The sequence below is a fragment of the Marinobacter sp. MBR-105 genome, from assembly GCF_053628895.1.
On the sequence record NZ_JBRJHG010000019.1, the window covers coordinates 1 to 25,190 of the forward strand.

26 protein-coding genes and 1 pseudogene are annotated in these 25,190 nt (G+C 53.5%); 12 read left to right on the forward strand and 15 right to left on the reverse strand.

From position 1 onward, the window contains the following. Nucleotides 1-95: 95 nt before the first annotated feature. A pseudogene (locus ACSSVV_RS18040) lies at nucleotides 96-185 on the forward strand (hypothetical protein); the annotation flags it as partial. 27 nt (nucleotides 186-212) lie between these two features. Next, a complete protein-coding gene (locus ACSSVV_RS18045) occupies nucleotides 213-401 on the forward strand; it encodes a helix-turn-helix domain-containing protein (protein ID WP_374321236.1) in 189 nt (62 codons plus the stop codon). A 101-nt stretch (nucleotides 402-502) separates the two neighbouring features. Here ACSSVV_RS18045 and ACSSVV_RS18050 read toward each other — a convergent pair whose 3' ends face one another. Beyond that, entirely contained in the window at nucleotides 503-1,372 is an 870-nt protein-coding gene (locus ACSSVV_RS18050; protein WP_454106682.1) for a LysR substrate-binding domain-containing protein, read from the reverse strand. A gap of 198 nt (nucleotides 1,373-1,570) precedes the next feature. On the opposite strand from ACSSVV_RS18050, the gene ACSSVV_RS18055 reads away from it, so the two are divergent. Both ACSSVV_RS18055 and fghA read left to right on the forward strand, forming a co-directional pair. After that, entirely contained in the window at nucleotides 1,571-2,698 is a 1,128-nt protein-coding gene (locus ACSSVV_RS18055; protein ID WP_008175541.1) for an S-(hydroxymethyl)glutathione dehydrogenase/class III alcohol dehydrogenase, read from the forward strand. Between the two features lie 54 nt (nucleotides 2,699-2,752). Then, complete coding sequence (gene fghA, locus ACSSVV_RS18060) at nucleotides 2,753-3,592, forward strand: S-formylglutathione hydrolase (RefSeq protein WP_008175542.1); 840 nt, start codon at nucleotides 2,753-2,755, stop codon at nucleotides 3,590-3,592. Between the two features lie 379 nt (nucleotides 3,593-3,971). Here fghA and ACSSVV_RS18065 read toward each other — a convergent pair whose 3' ends face one another. Continuing rightward, nucleotides 3,972-4,862 carry a LysR family transcriptional regulator gene (locus tag ACSSVV_RS18065; RefSeq protein WP_454106683.1) on the reverse strand — a complete coding sequence of 297 codons (891 nt, stop codon included), beginning with the start codon at nucleotides 4,860-4,862 and terminating at the stop codon, nucleotides 3,972-3,974. Between the two features lie 97 nt (nucleotides 4,863-4,959). Between ACSSVV_RS18065 and ACSSVV_RS18070 the strand changes: the two genes are divergently transcribed. The 3 genes from ACSSVV_RS18070 to ACSSVV_RS18080 are packed head-to-tail and all read left to right on the forward strand — an operon-like array spanning nucleotide 4,960 to nucleotide 7,867. Continuing rightward, on the forward strand, nucleotides 4,960-5,742 hold the full coding sequence (locus ACSSVV_RS18070; RefSeq protein WP_454106684.1) for a CmcJ/NvfI family oxidoreductase: 783 nt from the start codon (nucleotides 4,960-4,962) through the stop codon (nucleotides 5,740-5,742). Between the two features lie 7 nt (nucleotides 5,743-5,749). After that, nucleotides 5,750-7,081 carry an aldehyde dehydrogenase family protein gene (locus ACSSVV_RS18075; RefSeq protein WP_454106685.1) on the forward strand — a complete coding sequence of 444 codons (1,332 nt, stop codon included), beginning with the start codon at nucleotides 5,750-5,752 and terminating at the stop codon, nucleotides 7,079-7,081. A gap of 9 nt (nucleotides 7,082-7,090) precedes the next feature. Beyond that, nucleotides 7,091-7,867, forward strand: coding sequence for a prolyl hydroxylase family protein (locus tag ACSSVV_RS18080; RefSeq protein WP_454106686.1), 777 nt, complete (start codon nucleotides 7,091-7,093; stop codon nucleotides 7,865-7,867). A gap of 207 nt (nucleotides 7,868-8,074) precedes the next feature. Here ACSSVV_RS18080 and ACSSVV_RS18085 read toward each other — a convergent pair whose 3' ends face one another. Further along, complete coding sequence (locus ACSSVV_RS18085) at nucleotides 8,075-8,689, reverse strand: TetR/AcrR family transcriptional regulator (RefSeq protein ID WP_454106715.1); 615 nt, start codon at nucleotides 8,687-8,689, stop codon at nucleotides 8,075-8,077. Nucleotides 8,690-8,843: 154 nt separating this feature from the next. Between ACSSVV_RS18085 and ACSSVV_RS18090 the strand changes: the two genes are divergently transcribed. Next, nucleotides 8,844-9,704 carry an alpha/beta hydrolase family protein gene (locus tag ACSSVV_RS18090; RefSeq protein WP_454106687.1) on the forward strand — a complete coding sequence of 287 codons (861 nt, stop codon included), beginning with the start codon at nucleotides 8,844-8,846 and terminating at the stop codon, nucleotides 9,702-9,704. A gap of 87 nt (nucleotides 9,705-9,791) precedes the next feature. On the opposite strand, the gene ACSSVV_RS18095 is transcribed toward ACSSVV_RS18090, so the two are convergent. Further along, nucleotides 9,792-10,832 carry a zinc-binding alcohol dehydrogenase family protein gene (locus ACSSVV_RS18095; protein WP_454106688.1) on the reverse strand — a complete coding sequence of 347 codons (1,041 nt, stop codon included), beginning with the start codon at nucleotides 10,830-10,832 and terminating at the stop codon, nucleotides 9,792-9,794. Nucleotides 10,833-10,862: 30 nt separating this feature from the next. Between ACSSVV_RS18095 and ACSSVV_RS18100 the strand changes: the two genes are divergently transcribed. After that, nucleotides 10,863-11,897, forward strand: a complete 1,035-nt coding sequence (locus ACSSVV_RS18100; protein WP_454106689.1) for a LysR family transcriptional regulator — start codon at nucleotides 10,863-10,865, stop codon at nucleotides 11,895-11,897. Between the two features lie 98 nt (nucleotides 11,898-11,995). Next, entirely contained in the window at nucleotides 11,996-13,072 is a 1,077-nt protein-coding gene (locus ACSSVV_RS18105; protein ID WP_454106690.1) for an alkene reductase, read from the forward strand. Between the two features lie 100 nt (nucleotides 13,073-13,172). Here ACSSVV_RS18105 and ACSSVV_RS18110 read toward each other — a convergent pair whose 3' ends face one another. The 8 genes from ACSSVV_RS18110 to ACSSVV_RS18145 form a co-directional block, all read right to left on the reverse strand. Further along, complete coding sequence (locus ACSSVV_RS18110) at nucleotides 13,173-14,120, reverse strand: LysR family transcriptional regulator (protein WP_303760310.1); 948 nt, start codon at nucleotides 14,118-14,120, stop codon at nucleotides 13,173-13,175. Between the two features lie 120 nt (nucleotides 14,121-14,240). Next, nucleotides 14,241-14,564 carry a thioredoxin gene (trxA, locus tag ACSSVV_RS18115; RefSeq protein WP_224848255.1) on the reverse strand — a complete coding sequence of 108 codons (324 nt, stop codon included), beginning with the start codon at nucleotides 14,562-14,564 and terminating at the stop codon, nucleotides 14,241-14,243. 112 nt (nucleotides 14,565-14,676) lie between these two features. Next, a complete protein-coding gene (locus ACSSVV_RS18120; RefSeq protein WP_454106716.1) occupies nucleotides 14,677-15,288 on the reverse strand; it encodes a lipid A-modifier LpxR family protein in 612 nt (203 codons plus the stop codon). Nucleotides 15,289-15,571: 283 nt separating this feature from the next. Further along, nucleotides 15,572-16,216: a low temperature requirement protein A gene (locus ACSSVV_RS18125; protein ID WP_454106691.1), complete on the reverse strand. Its 645-nt coding sequence runs from the start codon at nucleotides 16,214-16,216 to the stop codon at nucleotides 15,572-15,574. Next, complete coding sequence (locus ACSSVV_RS18130) at nucleotides 16,135-16,767, reverse strand: low temperature requirement protein A (protein ID WP_454106692.1); 633 nt, start codon at nucleotides 16,765-16,767, stop codon at nucleotides 16,135-16,137. Before ACSSVV_RS18130 ends, ACSSVV_RS18125 begins: the two co-directional genes overlap by 82 nt. A 73-nt stretch (nucleotides 16,768-16,840) precedes the next feature. Then, nucleotides 16,841-17,848 (reverse strand): zinc-dependent alcohol dehydrogenase family protein, encoded by a 1,008-nt coding sequence (locus ACSSVV_RS18135; RefSeq protein WP_454106693.1) that lies wholly within the window; start codon nucleotides 17,846-17,848, stop codon nucleotides 16,841-16,843. A gap of 22 nt (nucleotides 17,849-17,870) precedes the next feature. Continuing rightward, nucleotides 17,871-18,878 carry a zinc-dependent alcohol dehydrogenase family protein gene (locus tag ACSSVV_RS18140; protein WP_454106694.1) on the reverse strand — a complete coding sequence of 336 codons (1,008 nt, stop codon included), beginning with the start codon at nucleotides 18,876-18,878 and terminating at the stop codon, nucleotides 17,871-17,873. 74 nt (nucleotides 18,879-18,952) lie between these two features. Beyond that, complete coding sequence (locus tag ACSSVV_RS18145; protein ID WP_454106695.1) at nucleotides 18,953-19,711, reverse strand: SDR family oxidoreductase; 759 nt, start codon at nucleotides 19,709-19,711, stop codon at nucleotides 18,953-18,955. 159 nt (nucleotides 19,712-19,870) lie between these two features. Between ACSSVV_RS18145 and ACSSVV_RS18150 the strand changes: the two genes are divergently transcribed. Continuing rightward, a complete protein-coding gene (locus ACSSVV_RS18150; RefSeq protein WP_454106696.1) occupies nucleotides 19,871-20,764 on the forward strand; it encodes a LysR family transcriptional regulator in 894 nt (297 codons plus the stop codon). 117 nt (nucleotides 20,765-20,881) lie between these two features. Here the strand turns inward: ACSSVV_RS18150 and ACSSVV_RS18155 are convergent, their stop codons facing one another. From ACSSVV_RS18155 to ACSSVV_RS18165, 3 genes are all read right to left on the reverse strand, one after another. Continuing rightward, nucleotides 20,882-21,496, reverse strand: a complete 615-nt coding sequence (locus ACSSVV_RS18155; RefSeq protein ID WP_011786646.1) for a tyrosine-type recombinase/integrase — start codon at nucleotides 21,494-21,496, stop codon at nucleotides 20,882-20,884. Nucleotides 21,497-21,537: 41 nt separating this feature from the next. Then, the gene (locus ACSSVV_RS18160) at nucleotides 21,538-22,239 is read right to left on the reverse strand and encodes a hypothetical protein (protein ID WP_454106697.1); all 702 of its coding nucleotides are present in this window, start codon (nucleotides 22,237-22,239) and stop codon (nucleotides 21,538-21,540) included. Nucleotides 22,240-22,626: 387 nt separating this feature from the next. After that, nucleotides 22,627-23,616 carry a porin gene (locus ACSSVV_RS18165; protein ID WP_226595805.1) on the reverse strand — a complete coding sequence of 330 codons (990 nt, stop codon included), beginning with the start codon at nucleotides 23,614-23,616 and terminating at the stop codon, nucleotides 22,627-22,629. Nucleotides 23,617-24,291: 675 nt separating this feature from the next. On the opposite strand from ACSSVV_RS18165, the gene ACSSVV_RS18170 reads away from it, so the two are divergent. Further along, the gene (locus ACSSVV_RS18170) at nucleotides 24,292-25,188 is read left to right on the forward strand and encodes a cation transporter (RefSeq protein ID WP_023011861.1); all 897 of its coding nucleotides are present in this window, start codon (nucleotides 24,292-24,294) and stop codon (nucleotides 25,186-25,188) included. The last annotated feature ends 2 nt before the right edge of the window (nucleotides 25,189-25,190 follow it).

Here is a 25,190-nt window from a genome sequence, read left to right on the forward strand (position 1 = left end):
TGGCTGCCCTGGTGGCACGCTATCTGCTGGTCGAGACACGCAGTTCGCAAGCCGAGTTCGTGATTCCCGACCACCTTGCGCATGCCGACCCGGTGGTGGAGCGCTTCGAGTGCTGGGCCAGAAGTCAGCTCGCGAAGGGGTTCTCGCTGGCCGAGGCCGCCAGCGCTGCGGGCACAAGCGAGCGCACCTTAGCGCGGCGGCTGCAAAGCGTTTTGGGCAAGACACCGCTGTCGTATTTCCAAGACCTGCGCGTGGAGCATGCCGTGCATCTCTTGCGCACCGGAAACGCGAGCGTCGACCAGGTGGCCGCACAGGTCGGGTACTCGGATGGGGTGACCCTGCGGGCCCTGTTGCGCCGCAAGCTGGGTCGGGGTGTCAGGGAGTTGCGACGCGGCGGATGACCAGAGGCGTTTGGTATATGTACGGCTGGAGACCGCCGCGAAACTGACGCAGGCCAAACGGCGCATTTGGACAAACTGACAAAACTACTGCCCCACAGAATTTAATTTAACGATTCGTCCAGGAAATCCAGCAGCATCCGCACTTTTGGGGATAAATGCCGGTTATGTGGATAAATCGCCCAGATTCCATCGTCGGCTTCTTGATAATGTTCCAGCAAGTTCATAAGTTTTCCACAGGCCAATGACGGCTGAACGTAATAATCGGGAAGTTGCACGATCCCGATGCCTTTCAGGGCCGCGTCCAGCAACGCCCAACCGCTGTCGCACTTCATGTTGCCTTTAACGCGAACGTTGTAGGGCTTACCTCGGTCCTGAAAGCGCCAGTAATCCAGATTGCCTTGCAAACAATTGTGCCGGTCCAGTTCCGAAAGCGAATGCGGCACACCATGGGTGGATAAGTATTCCGGCGAGGCGCACACGTATAAGGTTCGTGACGACAACCGCTTGGCCATCATGGATGAATCTTCCAGTTTTCCCAGCCGAATCGCCAAATCGTAACCGCCACCGACCAGATCCAGCTTCTGGTTGGTCAGATTCAGCTGCACCTCCAACTCCGGGTAGCGCAGGATGAAATCGTTCACCAAGGGGGCGATCACCTTCTCGCCATAGGTCACCGGTGCGGTCAGCCGTAATTTTCCCTTGGGGATAAGTTGCAGGTTGGTCATGGCCCGCTCGGCCTCTTCCAGACCATCGAGTACCTGGCGGCAATACTGGTAGTAGGTTTGGCCGGCTTCCGTCACCGAAACCTTGCGGGTGGTGCGATACAGCAGTTTGGTCGAAAGCCGGGATTCCAGTGCGCTGACCTGCCGGCTCACCTGAGCTGTGGAAATGCCCAATCGTTTCGCCGCAGCGGTAAAACTTTCGGCTTCCGCGACCGCCACAAACTCACTGACCCCTTCCCAAATAAACATGTTCAGTTCCTTGCGTTACGACTTGGGTGAGCTTAGATACAAAATGCCGCCAGCAAACAAAATACGGCTCATTGTTACTATACAGTAAAGGTAATTTGCTTAATTGGCCAATTATCTATCTTAAGAACAATAATACAATGATCCCATCAACATGGCAGAAGAACCTGCCGAAGCCCGACAAAATCTGGAGCACACAACATGACTCAGACCATCAAATCTAAAGCCGCTATCGCCTGGGGCCCGAAACAACCTCTGTCCATTGAAGAAGTGGATGTGATGCCGCCTCAAGCTGGCGAAGTACGTATCCGGGTGATCGCTAGCGGTGTGTGTCATACCGATGCGTTTACCTTGTCTGGCGAAGATCCCGAAGGCATTTTCCCGACCATTCTCGGCCACGAAGGCGGCGGTATTGTTGAGTCGGTAGGCGAAGGCGTTACAAGCCTGAAAGTGGGTGACCACGTTATTCCGCTGTACACCCCTGAGTGCGGCGAATGTAAATTCTGCACCTCTGGTAAAACCAACCTGTGCGGGAAGATTCGTGAAACCCAGGGCAAGGGCCTGATGCCAGACGGCACCACTCGTTTCTCGTTAAACGGCGAGCCGATCTATCACTACATGGGTTGCTCAACCTTCTCCGAGTACACCGTACTGCCCGAGATTTCTCTGGCAAAAGTGAACAAAGAAGCGCCATTGGAAGAAGTGTGCTTGCTCGGTTGTGGCGTAACCACCGGCATGGGTGCGGTGATGAACACCGCCAAAGTAGAAGAGGGCGCTACCGTGGCCATCTTCGGTATGGGCGGCATCGGCCTGTCGGCGGTGATTGGTGCCACCATGGCTAAAGCCAGCCGCATCATTGCTATCGACATCAACGAGAGCAAATTTGAGCTGGCCCGCCAGTTGGGCGCGACCGACTGCATCAACCCGAAAGATTACGACAAGCCGATTCAGGAAGTGATCGTAGAACTGACCGACGGCGGTGTGGATTATTCCTTCGAGTGCATCGGCAACGTAGATGTAATGCGTTCAGCACTGGAATGCTGCCACAAAGGCTGGGGTGAGTCGGTGGTTATCGGTGTTGCGGGCGCCGGCCAGGAAATTTCCACGCGTCCGTTCCAGCTGGTGACCGGTCGGGTCTGGAAAGGCTCTGCCTTTGGTGGCGTGAAGGGCCGTTCCGAGCTGCCGGGCATCGTTGAGCGGTACATGCAAGGTGAATTCAAGTTGAACGATTTCATCACCCACACCATGGGGCTGGAAGATATCAACAAGGCGTTTGATCTGATGCACGAAGGCAAGAGCATCCGTACCGTTATTCACTACGACAAGTAATGAAATCTGGTCGCCTGCCAGTCAGGCGGGCGACCGTTTTGTTGAGAGGTTGCAATGACTATTGAAAATCTGAGCAGTAATAAAAGTTTTGGTGGTTGGCACAAGCAGTACAGTCATCACTCCGAGACGTTGAACTGTTCGATGCGGTTTGCTATCTACCTGCCGCCGCAGGCCTCCAATGGCAAAAAGGTGCCAGCGCTGTATTGGTTGTCCGGGCTGACCTGTACCGATGAAAACTTCATGCAAAAAGCCGGTGCGCATCGCATGGCTGCCGAACTGGGTGTCGCCATTGTTGCCCCGGACACCAGCCCGCGCGGGGACGATGTCGCCGATGATGAAGGCTACGACTTGGGTAAGGGCGCCGGGTTCTATGTAAATGCGACTCAGGAACCCTGGAGCAAGCATTACCGGATGTACGATTACGTGCTCAACGAATTACCGGCACTGATTGAAGATATGTTCCCGGTGAGCGATCAGCGTTCCATCTTTGGCCACTCGATGGGCGGGCATGGTGCGTTGGTGCTGGCACTGCGCAACCCGGAGCGTTTCCAGTCCGTCTCGGCGTTCAGCCCGATCAGTAACCCGGTCAATTGCCCGTGGGGTAAGAAGGCCTTTGGCGCTTACCTCGGTAAAGACACCGCCAGCTGGGCCGAGTACGACGCCAGCTTGCTGATGCAAAAGGCAAGCAAGTTTGTGCCGGCGTTGGTGGACCAAGGCGAAGCGGACAACTTCCTGACCGAGCAGTTGAAGCCGGAAATGCTGGAAGCCGCTGCCAAACAAAGTGGCTATCCGCTGGAACTGAACCGGTATGAAGGGTACGACCACAGCTACTACTTCATCGCCAGTTTTATTGAGGAGCACCTTCGCTTCCATGCGAAGTATCTAATCGGCTGATAAATTTACACCTCATGTCCCGCGAAACCTACTACCGCCATAAACGAGAGCTACTGTCGACTTTTGGGATCGATATTTCGCACAGGGTGTGACCCGAAAACCCCTTTAAAAACAGACCTCTGAATATACATTATGCGCAGTTTAATATCAGTTTAAATAATATTATTACGGATTTTACCTTTACTCTCCTCGCATCCGAGTGGCTTAGTAGGAGCTTTCCCGATGAGCAAGACCGCCCAGGCGCGCGTGCTCACGCCCGAACAGTTCGCCCACCTCTTGGGTGAGATTAAAGAGCATCGTTACCCGGAAAAGAATACGGCGCTGATTTAGATCAGCCTCAAGCTCGGACTTCGAGTTCAGGAGATCGCGCTACTCCAGATCAGCGTGAAACCTGAACCAGTAAATCCCTAATCCAAATATTCAGAGGGTCCTGCGATGAGCGCTGGTGCCACACGGCGATCACGTCGAATCCGGGGATCTCGGCATTCAGCTCAATCGGCCGCAACGAGTCGTCGGGCAGCAATCGCGACGGGATGAAGCCGACAAGGTCAGTCTCAGAAATCGTTGCTTTGGCCGCCGTGAAAGTTGGTACCGAGAGCATGGCTTGCCGTGGGTGCCCCTGGTCTTCAAACCAGCGATGGACGGCACCGGTAAAGTCTCCCCGCGAAGGCGACACCACTACCTGGGGCATGTCAGCGATCTCGGCAACCGACATAGTGCTGCGAACTGCCTCATTGGCCTTCCCTGCCACACAGACATAGCGCTCCGAATACAGGGTTAACGACGGATAACTCGGTGGCGCAAACTTCGGATTGGTCAACACCAGATCCACGGTGCCATCAAGCAGGTCACTTGCCATCTCATCCAGCTCAAGTTTTTTCACCGCCAGCCTCAGACCCGGCGCTTCCCTTCTCAGGCGCTGCATCAGAAAAGGCAGGATGGTTTTCTGCTCCAGATCGGTGGAGCTGATGGTAATGGTCCGCGTCGTTGTTGCGGGATTGAACTCATCCTGCTCCAGCAACTCGCCAACGGCATTCAGGATAAGATCCAGCTTCGGCCCCAACGTTCGGGCATACGCCGTCGGAGTAACGCCATTGCCGCTGCGGATAAACAGGCGATCATTGAAGGTGGAGCGGAGCTTTTTCAGCTGGTCACTGACCGCCTGCTGGGTCACCCCGAGTTGATCCGCCACACGGGACAGGTTGCCTTCGCGAAGCAGGCACTGCAGCGTTCGTAACTGTTTAAGGTCTACCCGGTTTAAAGCGTTCACTTGTATCTCTTACATCAAATCCTTGTTTCAAATCCTATCGGCTACTCCCTAAGCTGGCAAACCAAGAATCCAGCAACCGTACCCGCAAGGAGGAGCCATGTTCAGCATCAACTACGTCCAGCCCGTTGGCGGCCTCGAATACGACCAACGATACAAGGGTCCAGGTGCCTCCGAGCTCACTCAATCCGTCGACACCCGACACATTGACGTCACAGACATTCGCAACCAGGCCAACGACTTCAACCTGGACGACCAGGGCTTCGAGGCGGTCCGGGTCGCCTTTGATTTTGACAACTACCAGAATGACGACGCCATTCGCGAACATTTGTATCCGCAGGTGATCGAGTACCTCCGTGATCAGCTCAAGGCCAGCGAAGTGCTGATCTTTGATCACACTTATCGGTCAACCAGTCGTCAGGACCAAACCATCCATAACCGGGCGCCAGTGAAGACTGTTCACAACGACTACACCGAGAAGTCTGCGCTCCACCGCATGTTGGAAGAGACCGAGCAACGACCAGAGCTTCGCGACCGCCCTTACCGGTTGGTGAACCTGTGGATGCCTGTCGGCCACCGTGTCGAGGAATCCCCATTGGCTGTTCTGGACATCAACACCGTGGCTGCGGATGACTTTCATCGCATCAAACTGGTGTACCCCGATCGCATCGGTGAGATAGCCGGGATCTCCTACAACCCGGATCATCGCTGGTACTACCTGTCAGACATGGAACCCGGCGAGGCCCTGCTGCTGAAAGTCTTCGATTCACGTTCCCCCGCGGGCATATTTGGCACCCCACACACCGCGGCCGACCCCGTGAACACACCGGACAACGCCCGCAACAGAAACAGCCTGGAAGTGCGAGTCATCGCCTTTAGTTGAGGAAGCCATGAGCGAATTTCTTGTGTCATTGAATCCGTTGAATCAGGAGCCGGTCGGACAGGTGCCAATCACCTCCCGGTCCGAGCTGGCAGACATTGTGGGGCGGAGTCGGATCGCGCAGGCAAACTGGGGCCGGTTATCGCTGGAAGAGCGTGCAACCCGCCTGAGGGGTGCCTACCATGCTCTGGCGCCTGCTCAGAATCAACTCGCCCGCCTGATCAGCCTGGAAATGGGTAAGGACGCACGCCGGGCGACCTATGAGGTCGCCGGTACTGTAACGAATGCCCCCTATGTCATTGAGGAGGCCGCCGCTGCCCTGCAAACCGAACAAGGCGAAGGCCGCAGCCGTATCCAGTATCGGCCGCTTGGGGTTGTTGCTGTCATTTCACCCTGGAATTACCCATTAGCAATGGCCAACAACTTGCTGATCCCTGCCCTGATGGCGGGCAACAGCGTCATTCTGAAACCCTCAGAACACACGCCGCTGGTTGCCGATCTGTTCGTTCGCGCACTACAGGGTCATCTGCCCGAGCACCTGATTCAAATTGCCCACGGCCACGGAGACGTCGGTCAGGCGCTGGTGAAATCTGACATCAATATGGTCGCTTTTACCGGATCGATGGCCACCGGTCGCAGCATCATGGCGGACGCTGCCGAAGGCGTTAAACGCCTGGTCATGGAACTCGGTGGCAATGATCCCCTGATTGTCATGAAAGACGCCAATCTGTCGGCTGCTGCGCGATTTGCCGTTGCCAGCTCGTTCGAGAATGCCGGGCAAATGTGCACGGCAACCGAGCGAGTGTATGTCGACCGTACCGTTGCCGAGGAATTCAAACGCCAGGTGGTAGCGGTTGCATCGGCTTACCAGGTCGGCCCATGGGATCAACAGGGCGTCAACATAGGCCCGATCGCCAACACTACCCAGCATCAGCTTGTGCTGCGTCATCTCAAGGATGCGGAGACAAAAGGCGCACGCTTTCTGCTCGGCAAGGCCGACTACCCAGCGCCATTTATTCAACCCACGGTTGTCGATGGCATGACCCCCGACATGCTCCTTGAGCGCGAAGAGACCTTTGGACCGGTCGTTGCCATGGCTGAATTTGATGCCATCGAAGACGCCATCGCCCGTGCCAACGACTCCATCTACGGCCTGGGAGCGGTGGTCTTTGGCGGCCGGGGCGCCGCAGCCGTAGCTGACCAGCTGGAGGCCGGCATGGTGTCAGTCAATGGCGGGGCCGGCGGCAGCCCCTGGGTTGGCGCCAAACAGAGTGGCTTTGGCTTTCATGGCTCGGCCGCAGGCCATCGCCAATTCGCTCAAGTACGAGTCATGAACTTTTAAGAGGTGACTATGAAACAGCATCAGGAATCATTTTTCGTCGTTGCCCGCGAGCCGGGCGCAGAAAACCCGTCGCTACCGACTTGGGCAAATAGCGTGCCGAACCCAGCGGAACTGGACGAGAGCCGTGAGACCTCGGCGGTGTCACGGCGGGAAATTCCGGAAGTGCCCGGTGCCTATCAGTTGCTCAATGTCTTTAGTCGCGAAGAGTGTGACCGCCTCATCGAACTGACCGAAAACCTGGGTTACTTGAAAGACGCGGCGGTCTCACTGCCTCGTGAAGTTCGACACAACGACAACGTGACTTGGGTTGTGGATGAAGCGACCGATCGCCTGATCTGGCAGCGGGTGCGCGATGCCGTGGCCGACAACCTGGACCTCTTCAGCAACAAGCAGCCTCTGGGCATCAATCGGCGCTTCCGTTTTTATCGTTACCGTGAAGGAGATTTCTTCAAGTTTCACATCGACGGTGCCTGGCCCGGCTCCAGTGTTGCTGATGGCCGACTGATTGCGGATGCCTTCCCGGACCGGTTCAGCCAGATGACGTTCCTGATTTTTCTCAGCGACGACTTCGAGGGTGGTGAAACCCGCTTTCTCGTCGATGCAGACGACCCTACCAAACCGGCAAGGCGAAGCGACAACGTACGCGAGATCGATGTACGAACGCCGGCAGGCGGCGTTCTGTGCTTTCCCCACGGCCATCACCCCCTGCACTGCTTGCACAGTTCAACGGAGATCACTTCGGGCACTAAATACATCATCCGTACCGACCTGCTGTTTGAACGCTAGCCGCGGGCGTGGTGGTCACCAACGAATGCGAGATGCCAGTCAAACATCGGAATCACGCAGTGGCCAACATATGGATGTCTGCGAAAGTTTAGCGCAGGCTTCCAAATTGTACGTATCCAGAAGAGCAATTCATTATGGCTTTGCATGATCACCCATTGTGGCGGAATATGATCCAGGAACAACGCGAGGCAAATATTTTCAGCTGGATCACCTCTGAAGCGATCGCCATGCGGATTCCGCGAATTCTTCCCGATAATCCCGAGGCGAAGTCTGTACCCGGCCAGCCAGCCAGGCTTTGCAGTAATTTTCCGACGGGCCGACGATCAGAGAGATTACGATCTCGAACGGCTGAACAATGCTGTTACTTTCGTTACCGAAGCCAAGCAACTTTGCTTTGAGTTCCCGGAAGCCTTTCGCATTCCTATCTTTCAGCTCCTCCTGAAATGGCCCTTTGGCGACTGCTGATCGCGCCTGATACAGGAACCTTGCCCATTCGGGATTGGCGACAACCCAGTCGAGATAACTACAGATAACTGAATACACAGCCTCGCGAAGGCTGTTGGTGTTGGCTAACTCCCGGTCCATATGTTGTCGCTGATCATCCTGAGCTGCAAAAAAGAGTGCGCTTAAAATACCCTCCTTGTTGCCAAAGTGGTGATAGATCGCCCCTACACTCGTTTCGCAGCGGGCTTTGATGGCTTCGATCGTGGTGGCCTCCACCCCAAGCTCAATAAAACAATAGAGCGCCTGTTCCAGGATGTCCCTTTTCAGCGCAGCTCTGCGGCCCGGAAACTTGTTTTCTAAAATATGGAATGGGTTCATCAAATCGATATTAGCCTGTTTGAACTAGCCGTGACCTTCATTCTACCGTTTGACAGCTTCGGCAAAACCAGAATAATCTTCTTTTACAGAATATTGTTCTTTTATTTCACAACTGCCGAATTGTTTTGGCAACAGCGGCTTACTAATTGGGTAAATGATGGAAAAAACCATAATAACCTGTGACGACGGCTATCGGCTCACCGGGCATTTTTTCAGACCAGCAACAGACGTTGCTCGCGGTGCCGTTCTCATCGCCCCTGCCACCGGGTTTCGACATCAGGTCTATTTCAGTTTTGCTACCTGGCTGAGCGAGCAAGGCTTCGCCGTGCTGACGTTTTCCAATAGAGGCATTGGGGATTCTCGCAACGGTATTCCTCTAGCAGAGATCTCTAGCGACCTGGTCGATTGGGGTACGCTGGACCTGCCGGCAGCGCTAGAAAAACTCGTCGCTCTTGCACCACGCCTGCCGGTAAGCCTTGTTGGCCATAGCGCCGGTGCGCAGTTGATCGGTTTAATGCCCAACTTCGCTCAAATAGACAGCTACGTTCTGATTGCAGCATCGTCAGGCCATTTCGATAACTTGAAACTCAAAACAAAGCTGGCCGCCAAACTACTGTTCCACGGTTGGCAACCGCTCTCCGTTGCAGTCAAAGGATACTGGCCGACCAAATTCATCGGTTTCGGTGAGGATCTTCCCGCCGGTGTCGCCAGGCAATGGCGACAGTGGTGCCGTTCGCCAGGGTACGTAGAAAACAGTTTTGGAGAGGAAATAAGGCAGCATCACTATGCGGATATAAAAGCCCCCGTGCTGTCGCTAACCGCAACAGATGACCACATTGCCGTGCCTGCAAACGTGGAAGACTTTCTGCGCCTGCTGCCCAACGCCCAGATAAAAAAACATTTTTTGGAACCAGGCAGTTTTGGCCTGAAAGAAATCGGCCACAGCGACCTGCTACGCAGCCGATGCAAAGCCTGCTGGCCGCATATCATGGAAGGCTTGGAGTCCAACGGCTGAACCTGATACCTCCACTCTACCGCGTCAGCTTTGAATTCCGGAGCATAGGTTTGTTTAGGAATGCCCGCAGTAACGGGGTAGAACCCGTCAGGCAAAACCCTCCAGCACAATCTTGCCAACGGCGGTTCCTGATTCCAGTTCGGCGTGTGCGGCACGTAGATTCTCGGCGTTGATCGCTCCGAGGTACTTACCTGCAGTTGTGCGGATGAAGCCTTGATCTACAAGCCGTGAGACCTCATTCAACAAGTCGTGCTGAACCTGCATATCATCCGCCTGGTGCATTGAGCGGGCGAACATGAATTCAATGTGTAATGACAGACTCTTCGGCTTGATCTTCATTACGTCCAGACTTGCAGGATCGTCGATCATGGCAATCTTTCCAAACGGCCTAAGCACCGCCAAATAATCGTCGAAGTATTGATCTGTGGCGTTAAGACTGGCCACATGGGTTACAGAACCAATTTTGCCGGCAGACACCAGTGTTTCGATCTGGGGCTGCAAGGGTTCACGGTGATTCAGAACAAAATCCGCACCCAATGATTCAACCCAGGCCTTCGATTCCGGGCGAGATGCCGTAGCGAGTACTTTTGCGCCTGTCAGCTGTTTGATCAATTGAACGAGAATCGAACCCACGCCTCCTGCGGCGCCAATCACAAGTACCACATCGTCGCTTGGAGTGATGGACCCAGCCAACTGTCGCTCAAGTTGCAGGTGGTCAAACAGCATTTCCCATGCTGTTATCGTGGTCAGGGGCAACGCCGCAGCATCGGCGTCGGACAGGCTGGCAGGCTTCCGACCAACCAGACGCTCATCGACAACCTGGTATTCAGCGTTGCTGCCCTGACGGGTAACGTCACCGGCATAAAATACGGTGTCACCTTCTTTGAAGAGTGAAGCGCCCTCGCCTATTGCCACTACCTCTCCAACGGCATCCCATCCAAGTACTTTGATCTGGCCTGGTTCGGGCTCTGCCTGCTGGCGTACCTTGAAGTCAACGGGGTTCACGGCGATGGCTTTGACTCTGACCAACAGGTCCCGGCCTTTTGCGACGGGACGTTCCATCTCAACATTTTGCAGCGCATCAGGGTTTTCGATAGGAAGAGATTCCCGATATCCAACAGCTTTCATTATCTGTCTCCGCAATGATTTTCGAGTAGCGTGCAGTATGGTCGCCGTTTACACTCGGGTAAACGGGAAAATTTGTTAAACATATTCAAAGAATTTTTGAAAATGAGTCTTGATGATCTGATCGTGGTTTTGAGGGTCGCTGAATTCCGCAACATTACCGCTGCCGCCACCAGTCTTGATATGCGAGCTGCCACAGCCAGCGCCGCAGTAAAGCGCGTAGAACAGGAGCTGGGTGTAGAGTTATTCGTACGCTCCACGCGAAGGTTGCGGTTGTCTGCCGCCGGCGAGAAATACTTGCCTTACTGCAAGCAAGCGATTGACTTGTTGAGCCAGGCGCAACAGAACCTTCGATCTGAAGTTGACTCTGTAACAGGCGAAATCCGGCTTTCGGTTTCATCCGATCTTGGTCGTAACCGCGTTGTGCCCTGGATCGACGAATTGATGGCAACGCATCCAGGTTTGAACCTCAGAGTTCAGATTACTGACACCAACGTGGACTTTTACCGGGATTCGGTCGACATGGCGCTTCGCTACGGCGCGCCCAGTGACACCAACCTGTATGGCTTCAAAATTTGCGATGTGCCGCGCCTGCTTTGCGCATCTCCTGATTACCTGTCGCGTCATGGTCGCCCCATTCATCCTGATGACCTTGAGAACCACAACGGGCTGTTCTATCAGTTGCAGGACATCCCATTTGACCTCTGGACGTTCAAACGCGGAGACGAGGAATATCGAGTCAAAATGACGGGCGATCGCGCCTCAAACGATGGCGATCTGGTTCGCCGGTGGTGCGTTGCTGGTCGCGGTCTTGCGATAAAATCGTGTCTTGATATGTCGGATGATCTGCTTGCAGGCCGTGTCACCACCATCATGCCAGGCTATGCGCCGCCGGTATCCGAGCTGTGGCTGATTTGTCCTACCCGACAGTCAATAACGCCGGCAATGAGGTTGTTGAGGGATGACCTGCGTGCAAAAGTAGGCGAACTGATGAATGCAATGATTGCCGGCGGCTTTTTTCCTCCGGATCGCTTGTCCGGAGGAAAAGATGAACAGCCTGTCGTATAAGTCAGGATGATGATTGATATATCTCGTCCGAATTAGTCCGCCCGGCCAACGGGCGGATATAGTACCAGCCCTTGTACAAAAAATTTCCCGAGGATGCTATGAACACACTTTTTACTCCCCTGAAAATGGGCGCCAGTGAATTGGCCAATCGGGTCTTCATGGCCCCCCTCACCCGCGTCCGTGCCGACGCTGATCACGTTCCCACGGATATGATGGTTGAATATTACGCCCAGCGTGCCTCTGCCGGCCTGATCATCACTGAGGCGACCATGGCCATCGAAGGCAATTCGGCCTTTTGGCGCGAGCCCGGTATCTATTCCGAGGCGCAAGTTGAAGGCTGGAAGAAAGTCACTGATGCGGTACACGCCAAAGGTGGTAAGATTTATCTGCAAATCTTTCACGGTGGCCGCGCCTGCCACCCGGTGTTAAACAATGGCAAGGATCCGGTAGCGCCCAGCGCCATTGCCATCACGAGCGATGAAGTGCACACACCGGAAGGTAAGAAGTCCTACACGGTTCCCCGCGCACTGGCCGACAGCGAAATCCCGGCCATCATCGACGGTTTCCGCACCGCCGCCGAGAATGCCAAGCGCGCCGGCTTTGACGGTGTTGAGGTTCATGGCGCCAACGGCTATCTGCTGGACCAGTTCCTGCGTGATAGCTCCAACCATCGAGAAGGCCCCTACGGTGGCCCGATCGAAAATCGCGCCCGACTTCTGCTGGAGGTGACTGAAGCCGTATCCGGAGTGTTCGGTTCCGAGAACGTCGGTGTTCGACTGAGCCCCCTCAACAGCTTCCAGAGCATGAAGGACAGTGATCCGGTCGGTCTGGTTACCTGGCTCGCCAAGCGCCTGAACGACTACGGCCTGGCCTTTGTTCATTTGATGCGCAGCGACTTTTTCGGGGAACAGCAAGCGGACGTCATTACTCCGGTCCGCGAACACTTCAAGGGCAAGTTGATCCTCAACATGGGCTACACCGGTGAAGAAGCAGAACAAGCCATCGAATCCGGACTGGCCGACGCTGTCGCCTTTGGCGTGCCCTTCATTGCCAACCCGGACCTCCCGGAGCGCCTGAAGCTTGGCGCCGAGCTCAACGAAGCAGATCCGGCGACTTTCTACTCCCAGGGTGCGGAAGGGTATATTGACTACCCTTACCTTGAAAGAATTAGCTGAAGCATAATGTCGAGAGGGGGGCTGTTAGCCCCCTTTTTCGTTGCGCAGAACACATGGCCTTTGAAAGTGCGGGATCCATGGCGGCGACTTCTCTGGCCGGTTAGACCGCTTTCAGGTGCCGCCCGCAGGGCGAGGTGGTCATGATTTCGTGCCAGCGATCCCGCAGCAGGCGCTCGAGGTGGTCCCGAATCCAGATAATGCCGGGATCCCGGTCATGGCGGGCGTGCCAGACCAGATACATGCTGGTGGGATCAACTTCAAAGGGCAGCTCTCCCATCCAGAGCCCGTTCACAAAACCGCAGTCCTGACTGATGAGCTCCGGCACCGCCGCAATCAGGTTTGTCTCCCGAAGCACCTGCGGCACGATGGAGAAATGATTGACGGTGGCGGCAATCCGGCGGCTTTGTCCCTTCTGGTCCAGGTAGCTGTCCACGAAACCATGGGCGTCGCCCGACATGGACACCAGCAAATGCCGGGCCTCCAGGAATTCCTCCATGGTGATCGGCTTACCCGCCAGCGGATGTCCTTCGCGCATCGCCAGCACGTAGCCACCCTCAAACAACCAGGTGCTCCGCAGGCTGTGGTCGTGCTGGTTCAGAACGCCAACCGCCAGGTCCACGTGGGCTTCGCGCAGATCGTCGTAGGTGCCATCGGGCGTGTACGGGACCGCGTGCAGATCGACACCGGGCGCCTCCCGCTCCAGCAATTCGATTAACTGGCGCCAGACCATCTCAACGATCACGTCGTTAGCGGCGATGCGAAATTTCCGTTTGGAATTGGCGGGGTCGAACTGAGTGGCTGAAACCGCGTTGGTTAGCGCGTACATGGGCCCGCCTACCTGGTCCCAGAGGCTCAAGGCATAAGACGTTGGCTCGATGTTACGACCTTTGCGGACAAACAGCGGGTCGCTCCAGATCTGGCGCATCCGGGAAATTGCGTTGGATACCGCCGGCTGGGTCATGGCCAGACGCTCGGCGGCTCGGGTCACCGAGCGCTCGGTCATGATGGCGTCGAAAATATAGAGGAGTTGCAGCTCCTGGGTTTTCATCGTGGGGTACCTGAATGACGGCAATGGACCCGGATAAGTCTGACCAGCATTGGCGGGCAGCACAACCGGCACACAAAAACACCCTCTCATAGCAGGAGGGTGTTGATTCGAGCCGGTGAGTTACAGGTTGCCTTTGACGAAGGCCCGCAACTGGCCCAAGGTGCCGGCACCGGTCTGCCGGGCCACCACGCCGCCCTCGCGGAACAGCGCCAGGGTCGGAATGCTGCGGATTCCCATGCGAGCCGCCGTTTCCGGGCTGTCATCCACGTTGACCTTGGCCACTACCAGGTCATCGCCCAGTTCGTCGGCGATTTCTTCAAGCATGGGGCCAACAGTCTTGCAGGGGCCGCACCAGGGTGCCCAGAAATCGACCAGGACCGGCTTGTCGTTACGACCAACGGCCGCATCAAAGTTGCTGTCGTTTACTTCAACGATGTTGCTCATATCGTTTCTCCGTTTCCAGTAATGCCTGAGTCCAACCATGCGCCCTGCTCTTGCTGAAAACCAATTGCTCAGCGGTATACATGGTATTTCCCAGGGTGATGTACACCGGTTGTCAGTGACTGCCAAAGCGTTTGCTCAGCACCAGTCCGCCCCAGACCAGGGTGCGATCACCGGTACCGTTCTTGATTTCGGAGCTCTGCACACGCAACACGTAGCTCAGCTCCATGTTGTCCCAGAGCGTGTAGGTGTAACCGGCCCAGACTTCCGCTAGCAGCACATTCAGATCATTGGCACTGAGTTCGTGATCAGAATCCCGGAACTGACCCTGCAGGAAAGCGTTGTAGGCCCTGGCCTTAACCGACAGGCCACCCCAGAAGTAGTTCTCCCGACCGCCGACCGCGGAGACGCTGGGCGCCCGCTCACCGTAGGCCATCAATTCCGGGTTGAAGCGGTTATCCGGCGACGAAATCAGCCCTCCCCGGAACACCAGGGCGGCGCCAAATTCAGTGAGGTATCCGACGCTCCCAAAGTAGGTCACCTTGAACTTGCTGCCCGGCTCACTGCCATCCAGGTACTGGTGGTAGGCCGCGGAGTACCGCAAGGTAGGCTCGCCCCCTTCGGAGATCTGGTGATCCCAGCCTTCGGGCTTGTCACTGCCGGTGGCCTTGTGAATCGCATTCTGACTGTGCTCAAACAGGTCTAAGCCCATGGCACCAACGGTCAGCGAGGTGGTCCATCCCGAGGTGCCACCGGCCGGCGCTACGGGGAGTTGTTCGTGAAGCTCGAAGAGTCACTGGGGCACGCCATGCGGGAGGACGCACGGCGAACTGAGGACGAAGCGCCGGCGTGGACAGCGCCAACGGACAATCACTGATCACGAAAACAAAAAGGCCGGCTTGATGAATGCTTCCGAAAAGAATGTGGTTCTACGGCTTAATGAGCATAAGAAGAACCCATCAAATCCCTGGCGGCTATCTGTCAAATTGCATGGGCGTAGCCATGTTCCATCACAGCATTTTATCAGACCGGCGCGCATCTCTTACCGCTAGAAAAATCGGCACACCAATTTGCGAGAACAGCGCCAGGCCCCAAAGCCCGTTGCTGACAATCGACGGTACGAGGGGATGAACGGCTAGCACAACCAGCGCCATGACAATGCCGAACAGCCTCAGACCGGCGCTATGGTATTTGTCGGTGGCATCAGCCACGGTTCGACGCAGCGCCCATAGCGAAGCTAAAAACACCGCAAGGCCGACCGAGCCAAGCGCGGCGTAGCCGGGCGGATAAGGCTCCCACAGGCCGACGTAGACTTCTCCGGCCAGCGCAACGCCAATCGTCACCGCACTCCACAAAATCACGATGTGAGCAAACCAGTATCTCAGCAGCACGGCACTGGTGCGGCTCTTCGGTTTTTCATTGCCGGCGCAGTCGAAATAAGCCCAGGCCAGCGCGAAGAGTGACAAACCGCCCATGGTCACATTGAACAGCGTACCCGCGCTGACGCTGTAGACGCCCTTGTCGGCCAGCGTGACCACCAGCTTAAAGAAGCCTTCACCCAGCAAGATCAACATCAGAAGGCCGAAGCGCTCCGAGATGTGTCCGAGTTGAGGCACAAAGCGTTCGAAGCGGAGCGTGCCCACGCGCGGCAGCATGTACTGTAGCTGGATTGCTGCCACGCCGGCGGCAAAGACCCAGTAGGCGACCGGTGTGGCAAAAAAGCCGACAGTGCGAACACTCCGGCCAACACGAAAAAATTCCGCCCCTGTTCCTGCGCCAGCGTATCGACCGCGTTGTCGGTACAGCGCGCTCGCCAGTAGAGATAGGCCGTCAGCGCCCGATTCAACGCATAGCCCAGCGCGAAATACGTCCAGCCTTCACCGCCCACGTCGGGAATCGCTGCCGCGACGGTCATCATCGTGACAATCTTAAGTGCCATCGCCACGCGATGCGGCATGTCCGTGGAGATATACAGCGAGTTATAGACCGAACTGTCTGCCCAGGCATAGAAAATCGCCAGGAACAGTCCCGTAAACACCCAGAATCCTTGCCACCCCAGATGATGGGACAAGTAATTCCCCAGAATGAAAATTGTCACTACATGGACCAGATCGAAGAAAAGTTCCACCCAGTGCACGCGGTCGTGGGTTTCATCGACATCCATGTAATGGCGCGGTCGCCGCCAGAGAAGATCGCTAACTACCATACACCACCCCTTTTTCTTATTGTTCTGGCGGTGAATTATGCGCCGGCCAGAGACAAGCGGAAGCTACGAACTGTTAATTAAGTTCGACCACTATTTTGCCAATCTGCTGATTTGACTCCAGATAGTGATGCGCTGCCACTATCTCTTCAAATTTAAAGCTTCGATCAATGACAGGCTTGAGTGTTCCTTCGGATAAACCCGAGTGGATAAATTGCTTTGCTCTGCGAAAACGCTCGATGTCTTTTATAACTTCAGTAAACACATACCCCCTAACTGTCAGACTTTTACGAAGTGCTATTTTTAAGGGAAAAGGGGTTGTTTCGGGACTTAATGCTCCGTGTACTATTATTGTTCCTTCAGGGCTCATTGCTTCAGCAATTTCAGCTATCTGCGGCCCACCGACAGCATCAAATGCGACTTTTAAATTGTTTGCTCCCAAGATGCTTATCAAGCTATCCAGCAGCGGTTCTTCTTGGGTTGCAATCACATGGGCCGCGCCAGCCTTGAGCACAGCAGCCTTTTTAGCTCCTGTTAGAGTTGTAGCGATAGGGATACCCCCTAGAGAATTCACAATTTGAATCGCAGCCAATCCAACACTGCTCGATGCGGCGGTTATCAGTACTGCATCGCCTTTTTGCACGTTAGCAATTTCGACCAAAGCGCCATAAGCTGTCAGGTACTGCATCCAGGCTGCTGCGCCTTCAGCAAAGGTTAGCCCTGCTGGTTTGGGTGCCACATATTCACTTGGTACGACAATCTCTTCTGCATAGCAGCCATTCTGAGAAAGCCCCATCTGAGGGACAATACAAACCTCTCCCCCAAGGCGTAAATGATTTACCTCTTCCCCGACTTCAATAACTATCCCGGATGCTTCATAGCCGATTCGCGAAGGGAGGTCAGCCTTTTCTATATAGTTGCCTCGCCTAAACATGGCATCAGCACGATTGAGCCCAACAGCTTTGACCGCAATACGAACATCAGTGGCCTGCAAACCTGGACTCGCCAGCGAGTCAATAGTTAACACCTCGGGACCACCTAATTCATGGAAACGAACAGTTCGAATTAGTTTTCCTGGGCTCATATGCATCCTCAACAATGTCTTTTTAAGCAATTACATCAATAACGACTTTACCCATGGACCCCAACTCTACGGCATTATGTGCATCCATTGCCGTGTCAAGGGAAAAGCGTAACGGATCGAGTAATGGCTTAATTTGTCCAGCTTCAACGAGAGCCGTAATTTGCCGCAGAATGTCACCATGATGTTTGCGCCCCTCTCCGCTGAGCATTGGGTGTAACACAAAAATCGCTGACAATGTTGCAGAGCGTAATGACGACGGTGCGAGGTTATGTGGGCTGAATGCAGCACAGCTTAAAATATGTCCGTAATGTGCAATGATACCTAATGAGGCATCGAGTACAGAGCCACCGACAGTGTCGTAAATGATATCGAATCCTTTGCCTTGGGTGTATGCGTCCACGTAGTCAGCAGGGCTTGCAGTGTGATAATCAATCGGCGTGGCACCAAGCGCCTTGAGCAGTTGTTGTTTTCCAGTCGATGCAGTGGCATAAACGTCGGCACCTAAGGCCTTAGCAATTTGCACAGCTACATGCCCAACTCCGCCAGCTCCACCCTGGATAAGGATTTTCTGGCCCGCTTTAACATTCGCCTTGTCAACCAAACCTTCCCAAGCGGTAAGTGCAACCAGAGGTAAAGCCGCAGCTTCACGCATGGACAAATTTTTCGGTTTGGGAGCAAGTAACTCAGCATCTACGTTGGCATATTCAGCCAATGAGCCTTGCAATCCTCGCACTCCGCCAGTCAGACCATAAACTGCATCGCCTACTGCAAAGTCGGTGACGCCGTCGCCGATAGCAACAACTTCTCCAGCCAAATCAGTGCCAAGTACTGCGGGTAATTCCGGCATGGCATAAGGCGCGATACCTTGGCGGATCTTGTAATCAATAGGATTGACGCCACTCGCAAATATTTTTACTTGCACCTGACCTGCTGATGGAGAAGGTAAGTTAATCAGGGCATCCCGGAATACTGTACCTTCTTCATAGCTATCTAATATCAAAGCACGCATTTGTCCGTTTAACGCAGTCATCAATAACCTCACAATCTGAATATTCAGCGGGTGGTTAAATCACCCGCTGGTTAATAGGTCTTTTATTAAACGAATTAAAACTCTTGAACAGTTGGGCGCAGAACAATCTCGTTGATATCCACATCCGCAGGCTGCTCAATTGCGTATGCGATAGCACGAGCAACAGATTCAGATGGAATTTCATTTTGCTGATAAAAATCTTTTACAAAGGCTGCACCCTGAGCATCTGAACTTCCATGTTTTAATTCAGATTCGACTGCACCTGGTGAAATGATTGTTGAACGAATTTTACCCCCAACTTCATGGCGCAAGCCTTCGGCAATTGCGCGAACAGCGAATTTGGTTCCGCTATAAACCGTGCCGCCGGGACTGAATACTTTGATACCCGCTACGGACGAAATATTGATAAAGTGGCCGGATCCCTGTTCCTGAAAGATCGGAAGCGCTGCGGCCACTCCATACAGCAGACCTTTAACGTTGATGTCAATCATGCGATCCCATTCGTCAACTCGAGTCTCAGCTAACGGTGCAATCGCCATTAACCCTGCATTATTGATAACCACATCAACTTTACCGAAGCGCTCTTGTGCAAGATTTACAAGGGCCTTCACTTCGTCCTGGCTAGTCACATCTGTCGCTTGAACCGCAACGTTTCCGCCCGCTGTACGTATGTCAGCAGCAATAGCTTCAAGCTTGTCGATGCGTCGGGCACCTAAAACAACAGATGCGCCAAGACTGGCTAAATGTCTTGCCGTGGTCTCGCCTAAACCGCTGCTACCACCAGTGATCACAACGACCTTACCGCTGATGTTGTTTGCTGAAACACTACTCATAGTTAATACCCTCAAATCAGTTGAATGAATGACTCTGTCTAACTAACAAGCAAATTATCCCTAACCTTCAAAAACCAATAAATGGAAACGTTTTGATTTGACAATTCCAGATTTTGGAATAATATTTGTGTATTCATACCAAACCTGAGTGTGACTGTGATGCTTAACAGATTGGAAATGCTCCGGATATTTTGTACTGCTGCAGAGTCTCGCAGCTTTAAAGAAGCGGCTAACCGTCTGGGAATTTCTCCTCAGGCAGTGACGCGAGCAGTGAAGGAGTTAGAGCGATTGCAAGGGGAGCTTTTATTTCATCGAAATACGCGACACATACAAGTGACCCTGGTTGGAGAAAAATTTGCTGTGATCGCAAAAGAACGCCTGCGCGCTGTAGATGAATTGTTTCAAACAAGTGCCCCTGACTCGGGTAATGAATTACAAGGGCGGGTTCGTATCGCAGCGCCTGTTGGTTTTGGTCATAAATGCTTGATGCCAGCATTAATGGAACTCTCAACAGTACACCCTCAACTGGATATAGACCTGACACTCAGTGACGAGCGCGTGGATGTAGTTGACGAAAAAATAGATATTGGGATTCGTATCGGCTTCATGAGGGATAGTCGATTTATTGCCCGCCAGCTCGCCAAAATTAATCTGTATGTCGTGGCTTCGCCTGACTTAATAGATAGAGTGGGAAGGCCTGCGTCTATTGAAGATCTAAACCACTTGCCGGTTACAGGGTTAGTAGATCGCAATACGGGAAAGCTTTGGCCATGGGTTTTTTCCATGGACAGACAGTGGATGCCATCCATAACACGTTTTCGAAGTGCCGACGCCGAAGCTGAATTAATGGGTGTACAAAATGGACTGGGGTTTGCTCAAATTCCTGACTTTTTGGCCCAAGACTTATTACGCCAAGAGAAACTTGTGAGAGTGTTAGAAGAGGCCGAGCCTGTGCCTTGGGATTTATTTATTTATCGCCCTCAACGTGGTCCAGTACCACAACGTGTTCGATTGGTTTTTGATCACTTGGTGACAAGATTTAGTGTCCGCTAATGGCACAAAAGTAATATTCATAAAGCGACGGGAGGAGCCTGTAACCCGAGGGTGATCATCGACCGGGGCTTGCAGCGTCTGAGGCATCCAAAGGGACCAAGGACACAAGTTACGCACCTATATCTCAATACTCTCAGCTATCTCCAGAGCATCCTCGACCTCGACACCAAGGTACCGCACGGTGCTCGACATATTCGTGTGCCCCAACAGCAACTGAACGGCTCGAAGATTTTTGGTCTTCTTGTAAATCAATGTCGCTTTGCTACGTCTCATTGAATGGGTAGCGTAGACGGAAGGGTCAAGTCCAATGCTCGTAATCCACTTTTTGACAAGACGGGCGTATTGGTGAGTAGTGATATGGTCGAACTTTCGCATCCGGCTCGGCCACAAATAATCCATCCCTGAGAGTCCACGCAACTCGATCCATGCTTCGACCGATTCGCGCGTCTTTTTGGTTATCTCAAACTGAACAGGCTGACTGGTCTTCTGCTGGATGACTTGCGCCCGGTCCAGAACCTCACCGTTTCTGGAAATATCTCGAACCAATAGCTTTACCAGATCGCAGGATCGGAGTTTGCAGTCAATTGCCATGTTGAACATCGCCAGCTCGCGGATGTTCTTTGCTATCTCTAACCGAATACGGATAGCCCATATTTGTTCGAGTTTGAGCGGCAGCTTCTGGCCGACGAGCTTCCCTTTGTTCCAGGGAACTTTGCTGGTAGGAAACGTCATGACGTGGCCCTCTTCGGAGGGTAAGGGCCTTTAAGTATGGCTCAAAAGATTGTTCTCTGCTGGCCAACCTGGCCAATCACCGTACCCTTCACGAACATGCGGCCTAGCGACGTCTCTTGACCATAATCCATCTCCACCCCAAAGCTGGAAACGGAATATTTGGAGTTATCAGCGATACTCTTCAGTTCATACTCCCTGCTATTTACCGTACCTACTCCCTCAGCAATTTGATCATTCATCTGATAGAGATAGAATAGGCCCGCGCTCAGGTTCGGTGAGTAACGCTTGTTCAGGTTGATCGCGAAGTTGTCCGCGCCATCCCAGCCTTCGTCCTGTTCTGAGTCGACGCCGCTCTCATTGGAAGAGTCACCTCGCCCCCATAACAACTGATAGTCAAATCCAGAGCCCAGTGAGCCTTTCCAAACAGCGGCTGTGGCGGTTTCAGTCCAGACATGTCGGTTCACTGACACTGGCTGCAAGCCCAGCGAGACGCGCTGGTCTAGCGTGTTGGGCACCAAGAAATCCACATAAGCCCACCGTGTTTCGATGTTCACACCATCACCGGAATAGTCGCCACCCGACCCCTCACCGTAGCGGATGCCACCAATCTCCGTCGCGAATACACCGGTAACTTTCTTGTCGTCGGAAGTTGCCTTCGCCCAGAAGCGATATTTGACCTCGCCGAAGCTCTCGGTCGGCTCGTCATCTTTCAGCGTACCGCCACCTGTAGTTACCACCAGCAAACCAGTCTCTTTGATTGGTGTAGGCCTGAAAGCGGTTATCCATATCACCGTGGAATTCAACCTCCGCTGCCGTCGCGGCCCAACTTCCCGACAGTGTTGTCATCCCTGCAATCGCAGTGGCCAGAATGTTGCGTTTCAACGTATTCCCCTCCAGTTTCTTTCTTAATTGTTTGTGATATCCGATTCGTACGGATCGTGGCGCAAATCTTAAAACCAGCTAGAACAACGAACTAAAGGTCAAAAAAAAGGCGAGAATGAAGCATTCCCGCCATTAAATAACCTTAGTTAACTAACAAGTAGACTCTCACACGAACCTTAAATGAGCTTGAAATCCGGAAAAGATTTCAGATACGTCGGTCCCCCTGTATTCAGCGATCACGCTCGACTCTACATGGAAAACTTATGCTCGAAGCCCACACCAAATGTGGAGTCCTCAGAGTCGGCCAAGTCCGCCTCCACCTGAGACACATACGCATAGACCTTACTCTTGCTCGCCAGTTTATAATCGAGCCCCAAGGCCAGCAGGGTTAGCTCCTCGTTTGTTGTCTCGGCTTCGGTCAGTCCGTACTGTGCCTTGATCTTCCAACGCTCAAGATTAACGGCACCACCAACCAGATAAGACGTATCTTCTCCAGGGCCATCGCTTTCTTCTGCCAACTGGTAAACTGCGCCGATCTCGAAGTTGCTTAATCGGACCTTCCCTACGGTTCGCAGGATATTAAGACGACTATCGCCACTTGAATCGGCTTCCAGTGAATCTTCGATATCAGAATCGTAGGCAATACTTCCGTAAAAACGATCATTCTCAAACGTAAAAGAGCTGGAAACTGCATCCGCAGGTCCGTCGTTCTCTGCCCCAGCTGACTGCTCTTCACCCGGGATGACGGCAACACTAACGCCCACAGCATCAAACAGACGTGGAGAACTGTATTGAACAATGTTGCTGGTCCGATTTTCACCAGCCATGATATTTTTTATATCCGCCTGTAAGTCGTTGAACTGGTCAACCTTGCCCTGCGCTGACTTTAAAGGTGTGTCAAATTTTCCCGCAATCAGTGCACCGAGGTTCGCCTGCTTGAAGCCACCGTAAATATTACGCTGCGAGAAAGTCTGGCCATCCTTATCTCCATCATCAATCGATATTTCAAATTCTGCCTTGTAGATCGCCTCCAAGCCTTCGAGGTCGGTATTGAGCGCCCCTTTTACCCCCAGACGGGACGCATTACTCTGGAGCTTCCAGGTATCGCTATTACCGTCGTCCTGGTTTTCATACGAAACATTGGCTTTGCCGTACAGGATAGGACCTTCCCCCGCTAGTGCATTCATTGAAGTTACTGCAACCCCACCAAACACCAACATTGATAGACACTTTTTCATGGACACCTCTTCAGATTAGATAGATTCAAAATGACACTTGAAGTCTTTCAAATGCTGAGTAGATGGTGCTTTGCACTTATTGCAGAGTTGTTACATTTTTAAATTTTTTCTTTGTATTTCAACAACCTAAAACCAAAACCTTTTATTATATCCTTTGACACTGAATTGAACTTGAATATAAGCGGCTGTCTTCGTACATCGCGTCGTGGGCACGGAAGCGCTTTCCGTCTGACGCCAGGTCATTCACTAAATTCTTCTGTTCGCTCCCTGTGGTGGCCCCCGCTAAACCGGACACCACCTTGTTAATTTGATGCCAGCTCTGCCCGGTATTCCCCGGGCGATCTAATTGTTCCGCCCGTTCACGCCCTTTTTCCAGCGACCGGCCTGCCAAGACAATGTCGCTGTCGATCCGTTGCCCAAGAGTGTTGCAATAGCCGCCCCTGCAGCTCCGTAGCTACCAAGGATTAGTACGCTCTTGTTGCCCTGCCTCATCGTTGCTCAAACTCCTTTTAATGTACTCCAGTTCAACTCTTTAGTTACTACAGGGTCATACCGCAAGTCGTCGAATCGCGGTGGGTTCACCAGTGTCGTCAAAAACTAACAACTTAACGTTGACCCTGTAGTGACTACAGGGTTTTAAATAACGGAACTTGTGTGAGAACCGGAGCCGCGAAAATGAGCAAACCCTGCGATGGACAGTGTGGCAGCGAAGATTCTGTCGTTAACAATGAGCTTCAGAGCCCCGTCACCGCCGAAACAGACAGCCAGCTCAGCACCTACAGCGTGCCGAAAATGGATTGCCCCTCAGAAGAGCGAATGATTCGAATGGCGCTCACGGGTTTTGACAACATTCAGTCACTCTCATTCGACCTATCGAATCGAAAGCTGGAAATTATCCATCAAGGCGAAGTCGGACCTATTACCAGCAAACTGGAAACCCTGGGTCTGGGCGCTTCCTTGCAGAGGACAGAAGACGCCAGCGCTGAATCCGTCAGAGCGGCTGAATCTTCTAAGGCCAACGAAAGCGAAGAGTCCGGCACTTTATGGATACTGCTGGCAATCAACGCACTGATGTTTCTGGTCGAGATGACGATGGGCCTGATCGCCCAGTCCGCTGGCCTGATTGCAGACTCGCTAGACATGCTTGCCGATGCCGCCGTCTACGGTCTCGCGCTTTACGCCGTTGGGCACGGCATCAAAATGCAGGTCAGAGCGGCGCATGTGGCTGGCATACTCCAGCTTATCCTTGCCGCTGGGGTACTGGTTGAAGTTGGCAGGCGCTTTCTGTTTGGCAGTGATCCCCAGTCGTCAATGATGATGGCCGTCGCATCTGTGGCCCTTATTGCCAACATCAGTTGCCTGCTCCTGATCGCCAAACACCGTGACGGCGGTGCTCACATGAAAGCCAGCTGGATATTTTCGGCCAATGATGTGGTTATCAATCTGGGAGTTATCCTTGCAGCCCTTCTTGTTGCCTGGACCGGCTCCAACTACCCGGATCTGGTTATTGGCGGTATTGTGGGAGGCATTGTACTCATTGGTGCCAAGCGCATCCTTGCGCTAAAAGGATAATT